The organism is Variovorax raffinosi (assembly GCF_051216615.1).
GTDB lineage: Bacteria > Pseudomonadota > Gammaproteobacteria > Burkholderiales > Burkholderiaceae_C > Variovorax.
Map to the genome: position 1 here is coordinate 40133 of NZ_JBPJZR010000020.1, position 14380 is coordinate 54512.

At 66.2% G+C, this 14380-nt stretch carries 14 protein-coding genes and 6 tRNA genes; 15 read left to right on the forward strand and 5 right to left on the reverse strand.

Features of this window, described 5'->3' with window-relative positions; all coding sequences use genetic code 11:
• Positions 1-29 precede the first annotated feature (29 nt).
• From ACSFB7_RS35430 to ACSFB7_RS35440, 3 genes are read left to right on the forward strand one after another with little or no spacing between them, the layout of a single operon-like run.
• Positions 30-677: a 4-carboxy-4-hydroxy-2-oxoadipate aldolase/oxaloacetate decarboxylase gene (locus tag ACSFB7_RS35430; protein WP_435477018.1), complete on the forward strand. Its 648-nt coding sequence runs from the start codon at positions 30-32 to the stop codon at positions 675-677.
• A 52-nt stretch (positions 678-729) separates the two neighbouring features.
• Positions 730-1707 (forward strand): Bug family tripartite tricarboxylate transporter substrate binding protein, encoded by a 978-nt coding sequence (locus ACSFB7_RS35435; protein WP_435477019.1) that lies wholly within the window; start codon positions 730-732, stop codon positions 1705-1707.
• A 53-nt stretch (positions 1708-1760) separates the two neighbouring features.
• Positions 1761-2903 (forward strand): NHL repeat-containing protein, encoded by a 1143-nt coding sequence (locus ACSFB7_RS35440; RefSeq protein ID WP_435477020.1) that lies wholly within the window; start codon positions 1761-1763, stop codon positions 2901-2903.
• Positions 2904-2928: 25 nt separating this feature from the next.
• On the opposite strand, the gene ACSFB7_RS35445 is transcribed toward ACSFB7_RS35440, so the two are convergent.
• The 3 genes from ACSFB7_RS35445 to ACSFB7_RS35455 all read right to left on the reverse strand — a co-directional run bounded on the left by ACSFB7_RS35445 (position 2929) and on the right by ACSFB7_RS35455 (position 5083).
• Positions 2929-3858 (reverse strand): SMP-30/gluconolactonase/LRE family protein, encoded by a 930-nt coding sequence (locus ACSFB7_RS35445; protein WP_435477021.1) that lies wholly within the window; start codon positions 3856-3858, stop codon positions 2929-2931.
• A 58-nt stretch (positions 3859-3916) separates the two neighbouring features.
• Positions 3917-4744: a hypothetical protein gene (locus tag ACSFB7_RS35450; RefSeq protein WP_435477022.1), complete on the reverse strand. Its 828-nt coding sequence runs from the start codon at positions 4742-4744 to the stop codon at positions 3917-3919.
• A 96-nt stretch (positions 4745-4840) separates the two neighbouring features.
• Positions 4841-5083, reverse strand: a complete 243-nt coding sequence (locus ACSFB7_RS35455) for a hypothetical protein (RefSeq protein ID WP_435477023.1) — start codon at positions 5081-5083, stop codon at positions 4841-4843.
• 141 nt (positions 5084-5224) lie between these two features.
• On the opposite strand from ACSFB7_RS35455, the gene ACSFB7_RS35460 reads away from it, so the two are divergent.
• From ACSFB7_RS35460 to ACSFB7_RS35500, 9 genes are all read left to right on the forward strand, one after another.
• The gene (locus ACSFB7_RS35460) at positions 5225-5881 is read left to right on the forward strand and encodes a response regulator (protein ID WP_435477024.1); all 657 of its coding nucleotides are present in this window, start codon (positions 5225-5227) and stop codon (positions 5879-5881) included.
• Positions 5878-7263 carry a sensor histidine kinase gene (locus ACSFB7_RS35465; RefSeq protein ID WP_435477025.1) on the forward strand — a complete coding sequence of 462 codons (1386 nt, stop codon included), beginning with the start codon at positions 5878-5880 and terminating at the stop codon, positions 7261-7263. The genes ACSFB7_RS35460 and ACSFB7_RS35465 overlap by 4 nt, the downstream gene beginning before the upstream one ends.
• Before the next feature lie 127 nt (positions 7264-7390).
• Positions 7391-7591 carry a hypothetical protein gene (locus ACSFB7_RS35470; RefSeq protein ID WP_435477026.1) on the forward strand — a complete coding sequence of 67 codons (201 nt, stop codon included), beginning with the start codon at positions 7391-7393 and terminating at the stop codon, positions 7589-7591.
• A 204-nt stretch (positions 7592-7795) separates the two neighbouring features.
• A tRNA-Leu gene (locus ACSFB7_RS35475) sits at positions 7796-7872 on the forward strand.
• 12 nt (positions 7873-7884) lie between these two features.
• Positions 7885-7962 (forward strand) — tRNA-Pro (locus ACSFB7_RS35480).
• A 14-nt stretch (positions 7963-7976) separates the two neighbouring features.
• A tRNA-Trp gene (locus ACSFB7_RS35485) sits at positions 7977-8052 on the forward strand.
• Positions 8053-8152: 100 nt separating this feature from the next.
• Positions 8153-8228 (forward strand) — tRNA-Asp (locus tag ACSFB7_RS35490).
• Positions 8229-8240: 12 nt separating this feature from the next.
• Positions 8241-8314: transfer RNA gene (locus tag ACSFB7_RS35495), tRNA-Cys, on the forward strand.
• 6 nt (positions 8315-8320) lie between these two features.
• A tRNA-Asn gene (locus tag ACSFB7_RS35500) sits at positions 8321-8396 on the forward strand.
• Positions 8397-8401: 5 nt separating this feature from the next.
• On the opposite strand, the gene ACSFB7_RS35505 is transcribed toward ACSFB7_RS35500, so the two are convergent.
• Complete coding sequence (locus ACSFB7_RS35505; protein WP_435477027.1) at positions 8402-9322, reverse strand: LysR family transcriptional regulator; 921 nt, start codon at positions 9320-9322, stop codon at positions 8402-8404.
• Between the two features lie 149 nt (positions 9323-9471).
• Between ACSFB7_RS35505 and ACSFB7_RS35510 the strand changes: the two genes are divergently transcribed.
• From ACSFB7_RS35510 to ACSFB7_RS35520, 3 genes are read left to right on the forward strand one after another with little or no spacing between them, the layout of a single operon-like run.
• Entirely contained in the window at positions 9472-10596 is a 1125-nt protein-coding gene (locus tag ACSFB7_RS35510; protein ID WP_435477028.1) for a mandelate racemase/muconate lactonizing enzyme family protein, read from the forward strand.
• Positions 10593-11522 (forward strand): dihydrodipicolinate synthase family protein, encoded by a 930-nt coding sequence (locus ACSFB7_RS35515; protein WP_435477029.1) that lies wholly within the window; start codon positions 10593-10595, stop codon positions 11520-11522. The genes ACSFB7_RS35510 and ACSFB7_RS35515 overlap by 4 nt, the downstream gene beginning before the upstream one ends.
• Positions 11523-11551: 29 nt before the next feature.
• A complete protein-coding gene (locus ACSFB7_RS35520; RefSeq protein ID WP_435477030.1) occupies positions 11552-12523 on the forward strand; it encodes a Bug family tripartite tricarboxylate transporter substrate binding protein in 972 nt (323 codons plus the stop codon).
• Between the two features lie 29 nt (positions 12524-12552).
• On the opposite strand, the gene ACSFB7_RS35525 is transcribed toward ACSFB7_RS35520, so the two are convergent.
• A complete protein-coding gene (locus ACSFB7_RS35525) occupies positions 12553-14289 on the reverse strand; it encodes an Ig-like domain-containing protein (RefSeq protein ID WP_435477031.1) in 1737 nt (578 codons plus the stop codon).
• Positions 14290-14380: the final 91 nt, after the last annotated feature.

Here is a 14380-nt window from a genome sequence, read left to right on the forward strand (position 1 = left end):
AGGAGTTCATCGGGTGATCATCCGCACCCATGAGACAAGAATCACACGACAACGCCCTTGAGCGCCTGCGTCAACTGGGCGCGGCCACCGTCTACGAGGCGCAGGGTGCGCGCGGCGCGTTCGACAGCGGCCTGAAGCCGCTCGATCCGGCCAGCCGCCTCGTGGGGCCGGCCCTCACCGTGGACATTCGCCCCGCGGACAACCTCATGCTGCACTACGCGCTGCTCAAGGCGAAGCCAGGCGACGTGCTGGTGGTCGACGCCAAGGGCTTCATGGAGGCCGGCCCGTGGGGCGATGTGCTGACGGAAGCGGCCTTGGCACGCGGCGTGGCGGGCCTCGTCATCCACGGCGTGGTGCGCGATGCCGAGGCCATCGTGCGGATGGGCTTTCCGGTGTTCTGCCGGGGGCTGTCGATCAAAGGCACCGGCAAGCATCAGCCCGGGCTGTTGAACGTGCCCTTGTGCATCGGCGATGTGGTGGTTCGGCCGGGCGACATCGTCGTCGGCGACCGCGATGGCCTCGTGATGGTCGAGCGCGATGCCGTCGACCTCGTGCTGGCGAGCGCATTGGCCCGCGAGGAGAAGGAGGCCGGATTCCGCCGCGCGATCGTCAACGGAAGCTCGACGGCGGAACTGCTCGGCCTGACCGACACCCTGCATCGCCTCGGACTGCATTGAGGCGCGGCCGCGCCACGGCCAGAACAACGAAGACCCCCAGGAGACAAAAACCATGAACAAGCGAACCGTCCTGAAGCTCTGCGCGTGCAGCGTCGCGCTGGCCGCCACTGCATTCGCACCCCCGGCCTTTGCGCAGGCCTATCCGCAAAAGTCCATCCGCCTGATCGTTCCGTGGCCTGCGGGCGGTGCGACCGACTCGGTGGGCCGCTCGGTGGCCGAAGCCTTGCGTGTGCAACTGGGGCAGCCCGTCATCGTCGACAACATTGCCGGCGCGGGCGGCAATATCGGCACGCAACAGTTCGTGCGGCAGCCGCACGATGGCTACACGTTGCTGCTGGCCACGAGCTCGACCAACTCCGCCAACCCCTACCTCTACAAGCGCACCGGCTTCGACCCGATCAAGGACTTCGCGCCGGTCGCGTCCCTGGCTGTCATCCCGAGCGTGATGGTGGTGGCGGCCGGGTCACCCTACAAGACGCCCGCGGACATCGTCAATGCCGCCAAGGCCAAGCCGGGCACGCTGTCCTTCGGTTCGGGTGGTGTCGGCAACTCGGCGCATCTGGCGGGCGAGCTCTTCAAATCGCTGGCCGGCATCGACGTCATCCACGTGCCCTACAAGGGCAGTTCGCCGGCGCTGACCGATGTGATGGCGGGCCAGCTCGACTTCATGCTCGACACCGGCGCCTACGGGCAGGTCAAGGGCGCAAAGATCCGCGCCATTGCCGTTGCCTCGGACAGGCGCCATCCCATGCTGCCGGGCGTGCCGACCTTCGACGAGCTGGGGATCAAGGGCATGCACATGAATGCCTGGTATGGCCTGGCCGCACCGGCGGGCACGCCACCCGAGGTGGTCAAGCGGCTCAACGCGGCGGTGCAGACGGCCTTCAAGGACGGTGACCTGAGCAAGCGGCTGTCCGACATCGGTGCCGAAGTGCGACCCGGCGACGCCGCGAGCTTCGCCGCCTTCTGGAAGTCCGAGCTCGAGCGTTATGCGGGCCTTGTGAAGCTCACAGGCGCATCATTGGATTGATGCGCACAGGCATTGCGTTGCTCGGCGAGATCAACAAGAAGGAGACAAAACAGATGAGCACCACTGCATTCATTGCCGCAAGGCGCCTGGGCGTCGTGCTGGCCTGCACGGCTGCAGCGATCCTCGCTGCCGGCTGCGCGGCAACCGGCAACAGCACCGCCGGTGCCGGCGCACCGTCGTTCCACGTCGACACGTCGTGGCCCCAACCATTGCCCAACCGCTGGATCCTCGGCCAGGTCAGCGGCGTGGCCGTGGACGCCGAAGATCACATCTGGGTGTTGCAGCGCCCACGCAGCCTTTCCGAGGACGAGGCCGGCGCGGCCGCCAAGCCGCCGCAGTCCAGGTGCTGCCTGCCCGCGCCACCGGTGCTCGAGTTCGACACCACGGGCCGGCTGCTTCGTTCATGGGGCGGCCCCGGTGCCGGCTATGACTGGCCGGGCAACGAGCACGGCATTCACGTCGATGCCAAGGGCTTCGTCTGGATCACCGGCAACGGCGACAACGACGCCCAGTTGCTCAAGTTCACGCGCGACGGCAATTTCGTCCTGCAGATCGGCAAGGTCGGACCGCAGACCGGCAGCGCCGACACCACCCGCCTGGGCAAGGCTGCGGGCGTGGAGGTCGACGGTGCGGCCAACGAGGTGTACGTGGCCGACGGCTACCAGAACCGCCGCGTCATCGTGTTCGATGCCGACACCGGCGCGTACAAGCGCCACTGGGGTGCCTACGGCCGCCCGCCCAGCGATGCCGAGAAGCCGCAGGCTCGCCGCACCTTGCCTCCCACGCAGGCCCAACTCCAGCAGTTCGGCACGCCAGTGCACTGCGTGCGCGTAGCGCGCGATGGGCTCGTGTATGTGTGCGACCGGCTCAACAACCGCGTGCAGATCTTCAACAAGGACGGCAGCTTCATCAAGGAATTCATGGTCGAGCCCGCCACGGCCGGCAACGGCTCGGTGTGGGACATGGTGATCTCGCGCGACCCGCAGCAGAAATGGCTCTTCATGGCCGACGGCCGCGACAACCAGGTGCTGACGCTCGACCGCAGCACCGGCGCAGTGGCCGGCACGCTGGGCCGGCCGGGCCGGTATGCGGGCGAGTTCCACTGGGTGCATGACCTTGCGATCGACTCGCGCGGCAACCTCTACGCAGGCGAGGTCGACAACGGCAAGCGTGTGCAGCGGTTCACGCGCGATTGACGAGAGGTGGGTCGGGCGGCCTTGCTCAGGCCTCGAAGTTCAGCGCAAGGCCGGGCGTCGGCCAGTCGTCGATGGCGATCAATCGGCCACTGCCCGACAAGGTGACAAAGGCCGTGCGCCGGTCGCGCCCGCCGAAGCAGATGTTGGTGGTGTAGCGGTCGGGCAGCGGCACGTGCTCGACGGTGCTGCCATCGGGCGAGACGATGCTGATGCCGCCGTGCAGCAACGTGGCCACGCACAGGTTGCCCAACGCATCGACCGCCATCGAATCGAAGCGCTGGTAGTGCCCGCCGGGTGACGCGCACAGCATGCGGCCGCCATGCGGCGAGGGCCAGCCGTCCTTGCGCACGCGCCCCGGTGCGGTGATGTCGAACGCCCAGACGCGCGCGCCTTCGGTCTCGGCGTAGTAGAGGGTGTTGCCATCGGGCGAGAGCGCGATGCCGTTGGGTGTCATCACCGGCCGGGCGATCACGTGGGCGGCGCCGCCGTTGGTGTGGCCGTAGAACAGGCCGCCACGGTCCATGTCGCGCTCGCGCACCTTGCCCAGGTCGGTGAAATAGAAGCCGCCCTGCGCGTCGAACACGATGTCGTTCGGGCCGCAGAGCGCGCCGTCTTCGACCGTGTCGTACAGGCGCTCTGCGCGGCCGGTGTTCAGGTCGACGCGTTCGATGCGCCCGCCCGAATAGTCGGCGGCCTGGCCCACGGGCCGCATGAGGCCGTCTGCTTCGGTGTGCCACCTGAAGCCGCCGTTGTTGCAGACATAGACCGCGCCATCGGGCCCGATGGCCGCGCCGTTCGGGCCGCCGCCCAGATCGGCGACCACCTGCACCAATCCGTCGGCGCGCACGCGCGTGAGCGTGCCGCGTGCGATTTCGACCAGCAGCACCGAGCCGTCGTCCATGGCAATCGGGCCTTCGGGAAACTGCAGGCCGGTGGCGAGTTCGCGGATGCGCATCGGGAGACCTCGGTGGTGCGTTGTCGGGGCCCCAGTTTGCTACGTCTGGCCGGAAACGCTAAGCAGAAGCGGTCCGGGCAACGGGCTCCCGGATGGCCGCCCGCGCGAGCCGCCATGCCAGGAACAGGAAGGCCAGCGGCAGCACGATGGTCTGCAGCACGAACAGCGCGATGAGCTTCACGATGCGCTCGGCCCAGTCGGAGGCCGACTTCAGGATCTGGTCGTAGGTCGCCTTCAGGTTGGGGAGCTTGGGCAGCCAGCGTTCGATGCGGTCCTTCCAGCCTTCCTGGGCCGTGGGTGCTTCCTGTGTGGCGTCGACCACGGCGGTCGGCGATTTCTCGATGCCCGACAGCGCAGTCTGGTACTCGTTCGCCATGAACACGCGGTAGATGCCCTCGTTGGCCACTGCGCTGAGCGGCACCGCGAAGCGCACCAGCAGCAGGCCGATCAGTGCTGACTGCAGCCAGCGCGGCGAGCGGCCGCGCCGCCAGCGCACCACGATCCAGGCGAGCGCGGCGGCGCATACAAGGTAGGACATCAGGTGGTGCGCGCCGATGTTCAGCAGCACCAACTGGATGCCGAACGACACGCTGGCCGCCAGCATGATGGCCGCGAACTGCTCGATCAGTTCGTTCAATGGCTTCAATGCCTGCCCCGGCGCAAAGCTCACGCCCACGCCGCCCGGCGTGGCATCGACCTGCGTGCCTTGCGCGACCGATACCACCGCGCCTAGTGCGCGCGCCGCTGCAAAGGTGGTCAATGCGCGCTTCAGTCCGTCGTTGACCTGTTCGCGAGCCGGCGCATCGACCGGCGCAATCCAGCAGCCGATGAGGACCAGGGCCGCGATGAGCAGCAGGTAGGTGCGTTGCAGTGTCAGGGTCTTCATGTTCATGTGGTTTCGCATGAACGCCATTCTGTCGCCTCGCTGTGGCGGCCCGAGGCTTTGCCCGCAAGAAGGGCGGGGGCACGCACGCGCCGCCGGCTACCTCAGCAGTGCGCGCAGCAGGCCGGATCGCTTCAACCGCATGACCAGGCTGCAGCGGCTGATCCGGCAGCGCAACTGAAGAAGGAAAGGCTTGGCGCGCGGATCGCTGTCCAGGCCGTGCTTGCCGGCCGCATCCTGCGCCTGTGCCACGGGAGCGCCATGCACCATGACCACCTCATCGGCACGCGGCGCGGCGGCCGCGGGCGGCCCTTCGCCGTCGCTGCAGGCCGAGAGGGCCATGGCGACCAGAATCGTTGCCAGAAGCAACCAGCAGTTCGGGATTCTGAAGACGGGGACCACGCAAAACTCCATTGAGAGGCCGGATTGTTCGCCGCCGAACCTTTGGCAATGCTTAAGGTTGGTGCATGGACAATCCAGCCCATGCACCTCCTGCTCATCGAAGACGACCTGGACCTGGGCCGGGCCCTCTCGCAAGCGCTCAAGGCTGAAGGCTTCAGCATCGAGTGGCTGCGCCGCATCGCGGACGCGCCGCGATCCTTCGAGGGCGACGCCTGCGGCTGCGTGCTGCTCGACGTGAGCTTGCCCGACGGTTCGGGCCTGCAACTGCTCTCGCGCTGGCGGCGTTCGGGCGTGACGGTGCCGGTGGTCGTCATCACTGCGCGCTCCGCGCTCGAAGACCGGTTGGCCGGGCTCGACGGCGGCGCGGACGACTATGTCGTCAAGCCCTTCGCCACGCCGGAACTGGTGGCCCGCATCCATGCCGTGCGGCGCCGCTACGCGCACCAGGCCAGCGACGTGTGGGCCTTCGGCGAGCTGGAGATCGAGCCGCGCAGCCATGTGGCGCGGCTCGCCGGCGTGGTGCTCGACCTGTCGCCGCGTGAATTCCAGCTGGTGCTGGAGCTGGCGCGAGAACCCGGGGCGGTGATTCCCAAGGGCACGTTGTCGCAGCGGCTCGACCCGCTGGGCGAGCCGGTCGACTTCGGTGCCATCGAAGTGCATGTGTCGAACCTGCGCCGCAAGATCGGCGCCGAGCGCATCAAGACCGTGCGCGGTGTCGGCTACATGCTTGCAACATGAAGTGGCTGTTCAAGCGAAGCCTGGTGCGCCGCGTGGCGCTGTCGGTGCTGTTCGCCGTCACGCTGGCGTGGGCTGCGCTCATCGGCTTCCTGTACATGGAGTTCGCCGTCAACATGAGCACGGATTCGAGCGTGGTGCGTGCCGGCCGCCAACTGAACACCGTGCTTGCCGACATCGAGCGCGAGGACGTTGCGGTGGGCGTCATGGATTCGATGGGCAGGCTGATCAACGACCTGCGCCGTGGCGAAGGCAACCTGCCCGGCGAGGTGGTCTTCGTGCTGAAGGACAAGGCGGGAAGGTTGCTGTACGTTTCCCCGCAGATCGCCGGCCATGCACTGAAGGGTGAGCCTGATCGGATGGTCGACATCAAGCTCGGCAACCAGAGCTACTGGCTGTACGAGGGGAGCAATGCGCGCTGGAAGCTGTGGGTGGGCGAGCCGCATTCGGGCATCACGTGGTTGCTCGGGTTTATCGGCAGTTCGCTTTTCATGCCCTTCCTGGTGGCCTTTCCCTTTGTGCTGGCGCCCGTGTGGATTGCCGCCGCGCAGGGCATCAAGCCGTTGCGCCTGCTGGGTGAGCGCATCCATCAGCGCAGCGCGGAGGATCTGTCGCCGCTGGGGTTCGATCCGAAATACGCGGAGCTGGAGCCGCTGGTGAATGCGCTGGAAGACCTGCTCTCGCAACTGCGGGGCAAGGTCGATCGGGAGCGATCGTTCGTGAACGATGCGGCGCATGAGTTGCGAACGCCGCTGGCCGTGATCGGCGCGCAGGCTCATGTGCTGTCGCGCTCCACCGATCCGAAGGAGCGGGAGGAAGCGGCGCAGCACCTCACGCACGCCATTGCACGCGGCTCGCACCTCATCCAGCAACTGCTGGAGTTGGCGACCATGGACGGCTCCACCAATCCGGAGATTCAACGCGTCGATGTGGCCGAGCTGACGCGGCGGCATCTGGCACAGGCCGCGAAGGACGCGGCCAGCCGCCACCTGGAGCTGATCCTCGAATCGCCCGACAGCCTGCGCTTCAGCCTGCCGGTGCCGCTGTACGAATCGGTGCTGCGCAACCTGCTCGACAACGCGGTGAAGTACGTCGACGAGGGCGGGCATGTGGTGATGACGCTGCGGCTCGAGGGCGGCGTGCTGATGCTGTCCGTGGTCGACAGCGGGCCGGGCATTCCGCAGGAAGAACACGCACACGTGTTCGATCGCTTTCATCGCGTGGCGGGCACGTCCGCGCAAGGCACGGGCCTGGGCCTTGCGATTGCGCGGCAGGCATGCCAGCGCATGGGCGGCACGATCGAGCTGACGCAGAACCCGACGGGGCGCGGATGCGCCTTCGAGGTTCGTATCCGGAGCCGGCTCACGCTCGATTCGTTGCGTTGAACACAGCACGTAATTTTTTTGTGCGGACTGTTGACGGCGTCGTAAAGACTATTTACAGTCCAGCTCATTCGCGGTTCAGGCCGCACCCAATTCAACCCGCACCGCAACACAGACACCAGGAAGCATCGTGAACGCAGCCGTCATTCGCACCCACAGCATTCGACCCGTATCGGGCCGGGCGCTCGTGCGCGTTTCGCTGTGCAACGGCCTGGGCGTTCTGGCGTCGCTGCAGCTCGACCAGTGCCCGAATCAGATGCAAGCCCTGCAGGCCAAGCCGTGGGATTGCACCAATCAGGATCGGGTGTCACCGGGTGGAGGAAGCGCTTAAGCGCGTACCTTCCAAGCTCTCTCAAGCAGAGGCCCGGACACCGAAAGGTTCCGGGCCTTTTTGTTTTTCAGTCTTCAACACACGCAGTGATCGCGCTGCATGACACCGGGGCTTCGGTCCGGTGGATGTTCATTAAAAACTTGCGGCATCGAGGCACGACCGGCCATTGAAACGGATCGTTGCTTCACACCAATCAATCAATCAGCCCCGGTGACGGAACCGGTATACGTGTCCGCCTTAGAAGCGGAATTCTGGGAGTTCGAATCTCCCCTGGGGCACCAATCAAATTTTCTCTGGGTGTAGTGTCAATCTGGTAGACGGCCTGCCTTGGAAGCAGGAGGCTGCAGGTTCAAATCCTGCCACTCAGACCATTCTTTTCATTCATGCGTATGTAGCTCAATTGGCAGAGCACTGGACTCCAAACCCAGCGGTTGAAGGTTCGACTCCTTCCGTGCGCGCCACCTTTTTCGATGGCCCTTCGCCTAGTGGTCCAAGGCACCGGGTTTTGATCCCGGCATCCAAGGTTCGAATCCTTGAGGGCCTGCCATCTTTTCTTTTTTCGCTCCGCTAACTCAGTGGCCAGAGTGCCTCCCTGTCCAGGAGGAAGCCAGGGGTTCGACTCCCCTGCGGGGCGCCATCTTTTTTCTTCGGCGCGGTAGCAAAGTGGCCATGCAACGGATTGCAAATCCGTCGACACCGGTTCGACTCCGGTCCGCGCCTCCATTCTTTTCCCCGGTAGCTCAGTGGTAGATGCGGCGCACTGTTAATGCGCAGGTCACACGTTCGATCCGTGTTCGGGGAGCCATCTGTTCAGCGTGTGGAAGCTCGTGCCGAAACGCGTTGGGTCCGTTCAGGCGGCTGTGGAAAGTGCGCCCGCGCGATGTCCACCAGCGCCTCGACCAACGGCGCCCGCACGGTCGAGCGTTGCCACAGAACGCCCACGGTCCGCGCAGGGCAGGGCGGCGGCAGCGGCCATTTCTTGAGTTCCCGGTTGGGCGCGCCGATCACCGCCCAGTCGGGCAGCACCGAAACGCCCAGCCCTTCGGCCACCAGCTTCGCGATGTACTCGATGCCGTCAAGCTCGACGCGGACGTTGGGGCGAATGCCGAGCTGGCGCAGGTAGTCGTCGGCCATCTTTCCGCCGACGACCTGGCGGTCGTAGCGGATGAACGGTTCGCGCGCGATCGTGGCCAGCGCGGACGCGACCTTCATGCGCGCAGGCGTCAGCAGCACCAGCGGTTCTTCACGCAGGCTGTGCCAGTTGCTGGTCTTGGGCAGCTCGAAGGTCGGATGCACGAGGATCGCTGCATCGAGTTCGCCCGCCATCACGCGGCCGTACAGCGCCGTGGTCGACCCCGGCTCGATGTAGATGCCGATGTGCGGATGGCGCCGCACCCAGTCCTTGAGGATCAACGGGATGATGCCCATGAGCCCCGTGGGAATGGCGCCCAGCCGCAGAGGCCCCGCGGGAAGCTCCGTGTCCGATGCCGCCGATTGCAGGTCCCGCAACTCCCGCAGCACGCTGCGCGCCCGCGCGAGGATGCGCGTTCCCGACACCGTGGGCCTGACGGTTCGCCCCGAGCGAACGATGAGCTGGCTGCCGATGTCCGCCTCCAGCGCGCGCACGCGTTGCGCGATCGTCGCGGGCGTCATGTCCAGGTGACGGGCGGCCTCTGCGATCGAGCCAAGTTCGACGACCGATACGAAGCTCTGGAGAAAACGTGAATCCATGGTGTGTGGGGCGCCGGAAGTGCGATGCGTGCCGACTGAATGTGCCCGCACTGGAAGAAACAATTTACTTCTTCAGAAGATATGGAACAACCATTTTTCTTTGCTTTGAGGACTCCCAGAATCTCCTTCGACACAACCAGGAGACCTCCTTGCCGAAGATTCAGTCCGTCCATTTCTGCGCCGCCGCCATTCCGCTCGACCGCGTGACGTCGTTCTCGAACCGCACCGTCAGCGTTCGCCATTACGGGCTCGTCAAGGTCCGCTCCGACGATGGCGTGGAAGGCATCGGCTTTTGCTACGTGGGCAGTGCCGGCGGCGCGCTGTTCGCAGCCGCGGTCGAGCAGTTGCTCGCGCCGGTGCTGATCGGCAAGGACTCCTACGCCGTCGAAGGGCTGTGGTCCGCCATGTACCAGGAGTCGCTGCTGCAAGGGCGCTCCGGCACGGTCATGCGTGCCATCAGCGCGCTCGACACGGCGCTGTGGGACCTGAACGCCAGGACGCACGAGCTTCCGTTGCACAAGTACCTGGGCGCGGTCGAGCTCGAATCGGTGCCGGCCTATGCCAGCGGCGGCTACTACCTCGAAGGCAAGACGCCCGCGATGCTGGGCCACGAGATGGCCAGCTACGTCGACAAGGGCTTCAAGGCCGTGAAGATGAAGACCGGCCGCCTGTCGCCCAAGGAAGAAGAAGCGCGACTGAAAGCGGCGCGCGATGCCGTCGGCCCCGATGTCGAGCTGATGATGGACTGCAACAACGGCTGGGTCGACACCACGCAGGCCATGCAGTACATCCGCCGCTTCGAGGCCTACGACCCGTACTTCATTGAAGAGCCCTTCGGCCCCGACGACATCGAGAGCCACGCGAAGCTGGCCAGGCTGACGCGCATTCCGGTGGCCACCGCGGAGATCGGCTACGGCCGCTGGTATCACAAGGAGTTGCTCGACAAGGGCGCAACGTCGATCCTGCAGACCGACGCGCTGGTGTGCGGCGGCATCACGGAGTGGAAGCGCATTGCCGCCATGGCGGCAAGCTACGGCGTGGTGATGTGCCCGCACTGGTTCCACGACGTGCATGCGCCGCTGGTTGCTGCCACGCCGAATGCGCGCTACGTGGAGTTTTTCTGGGACGACCAGGTGCTGAACTTCCGCCGCCTGATCGACCGCCAGCTCGATCACAAGAACGGCCGCGTGATCCTGCACCAGACGCCGGGGCTGGGCTTCGGATTCGAAGAGAAGGCGGTGCAAAAGTACGGTCAATGGGGCGTGGTGCGATGAGCACACCGAAGCTGCGCGGCGTGCTGTCGCCGGTGCTCACGCCGTTCGATGCGGACCTTTCTCCATCGGTGCCACGATTCGTCAGGCATTGCCGCTGGCTGCTTGAGCAAGGCGTGGGCCTGTCGGTCTTCGGCACGAACTCGGAAGCGAATTCGCTGACTGTTCAAGAGAAGCGCGCGTTGCTGGATGCCTTGCTCGACGACGGCATTTCCCCCGACCGCCTGATGCCGGGCACCGGAACCTGCGCGCTCAGCGACACCATCGAACTCACGCGGCATGCCGTGGCTGCGGGTTGCGCCGGCGTGCTCATGCTGCCGCCGTTCTTCTACAAGGGCGTGTCGGACGAAGGGCTCTTTCGCAGCTTTGCGCGGGTGATCGATGCCGTCGCCGACGAGCGCCTGCGCATCTACCTGTATCACATCCCCCCGGTCTCGCAGGTCGGCATCAGCCTCGCGTTGATCGAGCGTCTGCTCAAGGCCTACCCGCATGCGGTGGCCGGCATCAAGGACAGCTCGGGCGACTGGGACAACACGGCGGCGATGCTGCGCGAATTCCAGCCCGAGGGTTTCGATGTGTTCGCGGGCACGGAGACGGTTCTGTTGCCGACGCTGCGCGGCGGTGGCGCAGGCTGTATCACCGCGACCGGCAACGTGAATCCTGCAGCCATCGTCGATCTCTACGAGCACTGGACCGAAGCCGATGCCGACGACAAGCAGAAGGCCCTCAACGAAACGCGGGCCGTCTTCCAGAAGCTGCCGATGATCGCTGCGATGAAGGCGACCATTGCGCGGCAGACTGGCGATGCCGGCTGGGCGGCCGTGCGTCCGCCGCTGGTTGAAATCGAATCCACGCAGCGAGCGACGTTGGCGGCCGGCCTCGATGCCTGCGGCTTCCGCATGCCGAATGCGTCGGCACTTGCCGTCTGACACCCAAGAAAAATCAGGAGACAAAAACAATGAAACGCAGGTTATTTACCGGCGGTGCCGTCGCGGCCACGCTGGCCGCAACGGGCGTGTTCGCCCAGACGATGCCCAAGAGCGTGACGCGGCTCGTCGTCGGGTTTCCGCCCGGCGGCGGCACCGACGTGCTGGCGCGGCTGGTGGCGCAGAAGCTGGGCGTGATGTGGGGCATTCCGGTCGTCGTCGAGAACCGGGCGGGAGCGGCCGGGATCATCGCGGCCGAGCAGGTGGCAAGGGCCGAGCCCGATGGCAGCACCTTGCTGATGGCGCACATCAACAGCCACGGCATCGCGCCCGGGTTGCAACCGGGCCTGGGCTATTCCGCGGAGCGCGACTTCGCGCCGATTGCGCTGGTCGGCGCCACGCCGCAGATGCTGATCTGCGCGAGCAACCAGCCGGTGAAAACGCTCAAGGGGCTGGTCGAACTGTGCCGCAGCCGGCCCGGAGAGATCGTCTTCGGCTCGGCCGGCAACGGCTCGGCCCAGCACCTGGCGCTGGAGCTTTTCAAGGCGCGCGCCAACATCGATGTGCTGCACGTGCCGTACAAGGGCTCCGCGCCGCTCGTCAGCGACATGCTCGGCGGCCATGTGCAGTACAGCTTTGAAGGCATGACCACGGCCACGCAATACCTGGGCAGCGGAAAGATGACGGCCATTGCGCAGACGCGCGCCAGGCGTTCCAAGAGTTTCCCCGCTGTACCGACGCTCGCGGAATCGGGTTTCGAGGGTTACGAGGCAAGCATCTGGTTCGGGCTGGTCGGGCCGGCGAAGATGCCGCAGGCCATGGTCGCTCGCATGAACAAGGACGTGAACACCGCGCTGGCCATGCCCGACGTGATCGCGCGGCTGGACCAGTTTGGCGCGGAGGATGGCGGCGGAAGCGCACAGCGCTTCGGCGACTTCATGCATGCCGAGCGCGAGAAGTGGGCCCGCATCATCAAGACCGCCAATATCTCCGTCGACCGGTAGGACGTGCTGCGCGAAGAGGCTGCGCTGCGTCAGCTCCTGGGGTCGCGGGATGCGGCAGCGGTGCGGATCTTCGCAGGCACCGGCGGCGCGGCATGCGGCTGTGCAGTGCCCGGGGCGTTGGCCTCTTCGCCCTTCAGTGCAAGCGCCCGGTAGGGCACGACATAGGCGTTCACCTGCATCTGCGCCGACACGCTGGCGGCGTTTCCTGCCGCATCGATGGCCCGCGCCTCGACGCTGGCGTAGCCCGATGCCGAAGGCGTCCAGTTGCAGGTGTAGGGCGCGGCCTTCACGGTGCACAGCGTCTTGCCATCGACGATGAACTGGATCTGGGCAATGCCGACGTTGGCCTGGGCCGTGGCGGAAAGCGTCGTCGACGTGCTGACGCCGGTGAAGGTCGGCGCGGCCACCGACACCGTGGGCGGCGTGGTGTCCACCGGCGGATTGACCATCACGTTGGCAGTCGCCATGGCCGAGTTGCCCGCGGCGTCCACGCCGATCACGCGGATCGTCTGCATGCCCGGTGCCAGCGGTGTCCATGTGCAGGTGTAGGGCGGGGCGTCGAAGGTGCAGATCGGAATGCCGTCCGTGCCAGCCACCTTCACGCCCCACACGCCCACGTTGTCCACCACCGCCGGCGCGATGGTCACGGGCTGGCCCACCGTGGCCATGGCCGGTGCCGACAGCGACACCGTCGGCGGCGTGGTGTCGACCACGCCCAGCGCCACGTCGATCGTGAAGCTCGACTGGCCCTTCACGGCCTTCTGCTCGAAGGCGTCGAAGATGGTGAACCAGCTCGCCATCGGCGCGCGGCCCGGCGTCGAGGCCTTGACCAGCAGCGTCGACTTCGCGCTGTTGAAGCAGGTGAAGCCGCAGTCCCAGTCGAATGCGAAGTGGCCTGCGGCGTCGGCGACGCCCTGCACCAGCAGGACCATCGGCTGCTGCGTCGACGTGCCGGCATTGCGCCACACCGACACCTGCGCGCCGGGCAGCGCAGCGCCTGTTTCGCGGTCGGTGATGCGCACCTGCGTGGCCGTGGTGCCGGCCATGTACTTGGAGGTGCCGAACTTCGGCCAGTCGCTCCAGTCGGTGTTGATGTTGGCCTTGGTGCCCGCCGTGAAGCGGATCATGTCCAGCGTGAGGATGCGGTTGGTGGCCGGGTCGCGCCGCTGCTCGAACACGGTGCCCAGCAGCGGGTCGAGCCGCCAGCTCTGGCGGGTCCACCAGTAGCGGTCGGTGTCGCTCATCAAGGCCAGGTCGGCCTGCGGCGCGGTGCCGGTCGTGTCCTTCACCATCGCGGCGTTGTAGTACTCGCCCGCGCCAGCGCCGAACACGTGTTCCAGCTCGTGCAGCAGCGTCTTGAGCTGGCGGCCCAGGTAATCTTTTTCAGTGGACTCGGGCGCGGCGGCGGTGATGGCGCGGGACAGGCGCAGCGGATCGTGAATGGCAATCCAGTTCAGGTTCCAGGTCACGCCCTTTTGCGGAAAGGTCCAGCTCGCGGCAAGGCCGCCGTGGCTGTAGCCCTTCGTCGACTTGGAGACGCACACCGCAATCTCGCCGTCGACCAGCCCGCTGTGACTGCACGGCGGCGCCGAGGCGGGCGCGATCAATTGCAGGTCGCTCGCCGGGTTGAACACGAAGCTGCGCACGGTCTCGCGGGTGAACACCGTGTTGACGTCGGCCACGTACTGCGCGAGGCGCCGGCCTGCTTCCGCAGGACCGATTTCATCGGCCAACGCCGGGTCGACGAAGAACTTCAGGCGGTGCACGCTGTGTGGTGCATTACCAACAACGTTCAGTTCGGCCCGGGCTGTGCCGGCTGCCAGAAAAGCACCGCAGAACAGCGCCACCACAGAGGGA

Excerpts from the sequence above, each read along its gene's own strand:
- ACSFB7_RS35430 (WP_435477018.1), top strand. The coding sequence starts at position 30 with ATGAGACAAGAATCACACGACAACGCCCTTGAGCGCCTGCGTCAACTG.
- ACSFB7_RS35435 (WP_435477019.1), top strand. The coding sequence starts at position 730 with ATGAACAAGCGAACCGTCCTGAAGCTCTGCGCGTGCAGCGTCGCGCTG.
- ACSFB7_RS35440 (WP_435477020.1), top strand. The coding sequence starts at position 1,761 with ATGAGCACCACTGCATTCATTGCCGCAAGGCGCCTGGGCGTCGTGCTG.
- ACSFB7_RS35445 (WP_435477021.1), bottom strand. The coding sequence starts at position 3,858 with ATGCGCATCCGCGAACTCGCCACCGGCCTGCAGTTTCCCGAAGGCCCG.
- ACSFB7_RS35450 (WP_435477022.1), bottom strand. The coding sequence starts at position 4,744 with ATGAAGACCCTGACACTGCAACGCACCTACCTGCTGCTCATCGCGGCC.
- ACSFB7_RS35455 (WP_435477023.1), bottom strand. The coding sequence starts at position 5,083 with ATGGCCCTCTCGGCCTGCAGCGACGGCGAAGGGCCGCCCGCGGCCGCC.
- ACSFB7_RS35460 (WP_435477024.1), top strand. The coding sequence starts at position 5,225 with ATGCACCTCCTGCTCATCGAAGACGACCTGGACCTGGGCCGGGCCCTC.
- ACSFB7_RS35465 (WP_435477025.1), top strand. The coding sequence starts at position 5,878 with ATGAAGTGGCTGTTCAAGCGAAGCCTGGTGCGCCGCGTGGCGCTGTCG.
- ACSFB7_RS35505 (WP_435477027.1), bottom strand. The coding sequence starts at position 9,322 with ATGGATTCACGTTTTCTCCAGAGCTTCGTATCGGTCGTCGAACTTGGC.
- ACSFB7_RS35515 (WP_435477029.1), top strand. The coding sequence starts at position 10,593 with ATGAGCACACCGAAGCTGCGCGGCGTGCTGTCGCCGGTGCTCACGCCG.
- ACSFB7_RS35520 (WP_435477030.1), top strand. The coding sequence starts at position 11,552 with ATGAAACGCAGGTTATTTACCGGCGGTGCCGTCGCGGCCACGCTGGCC.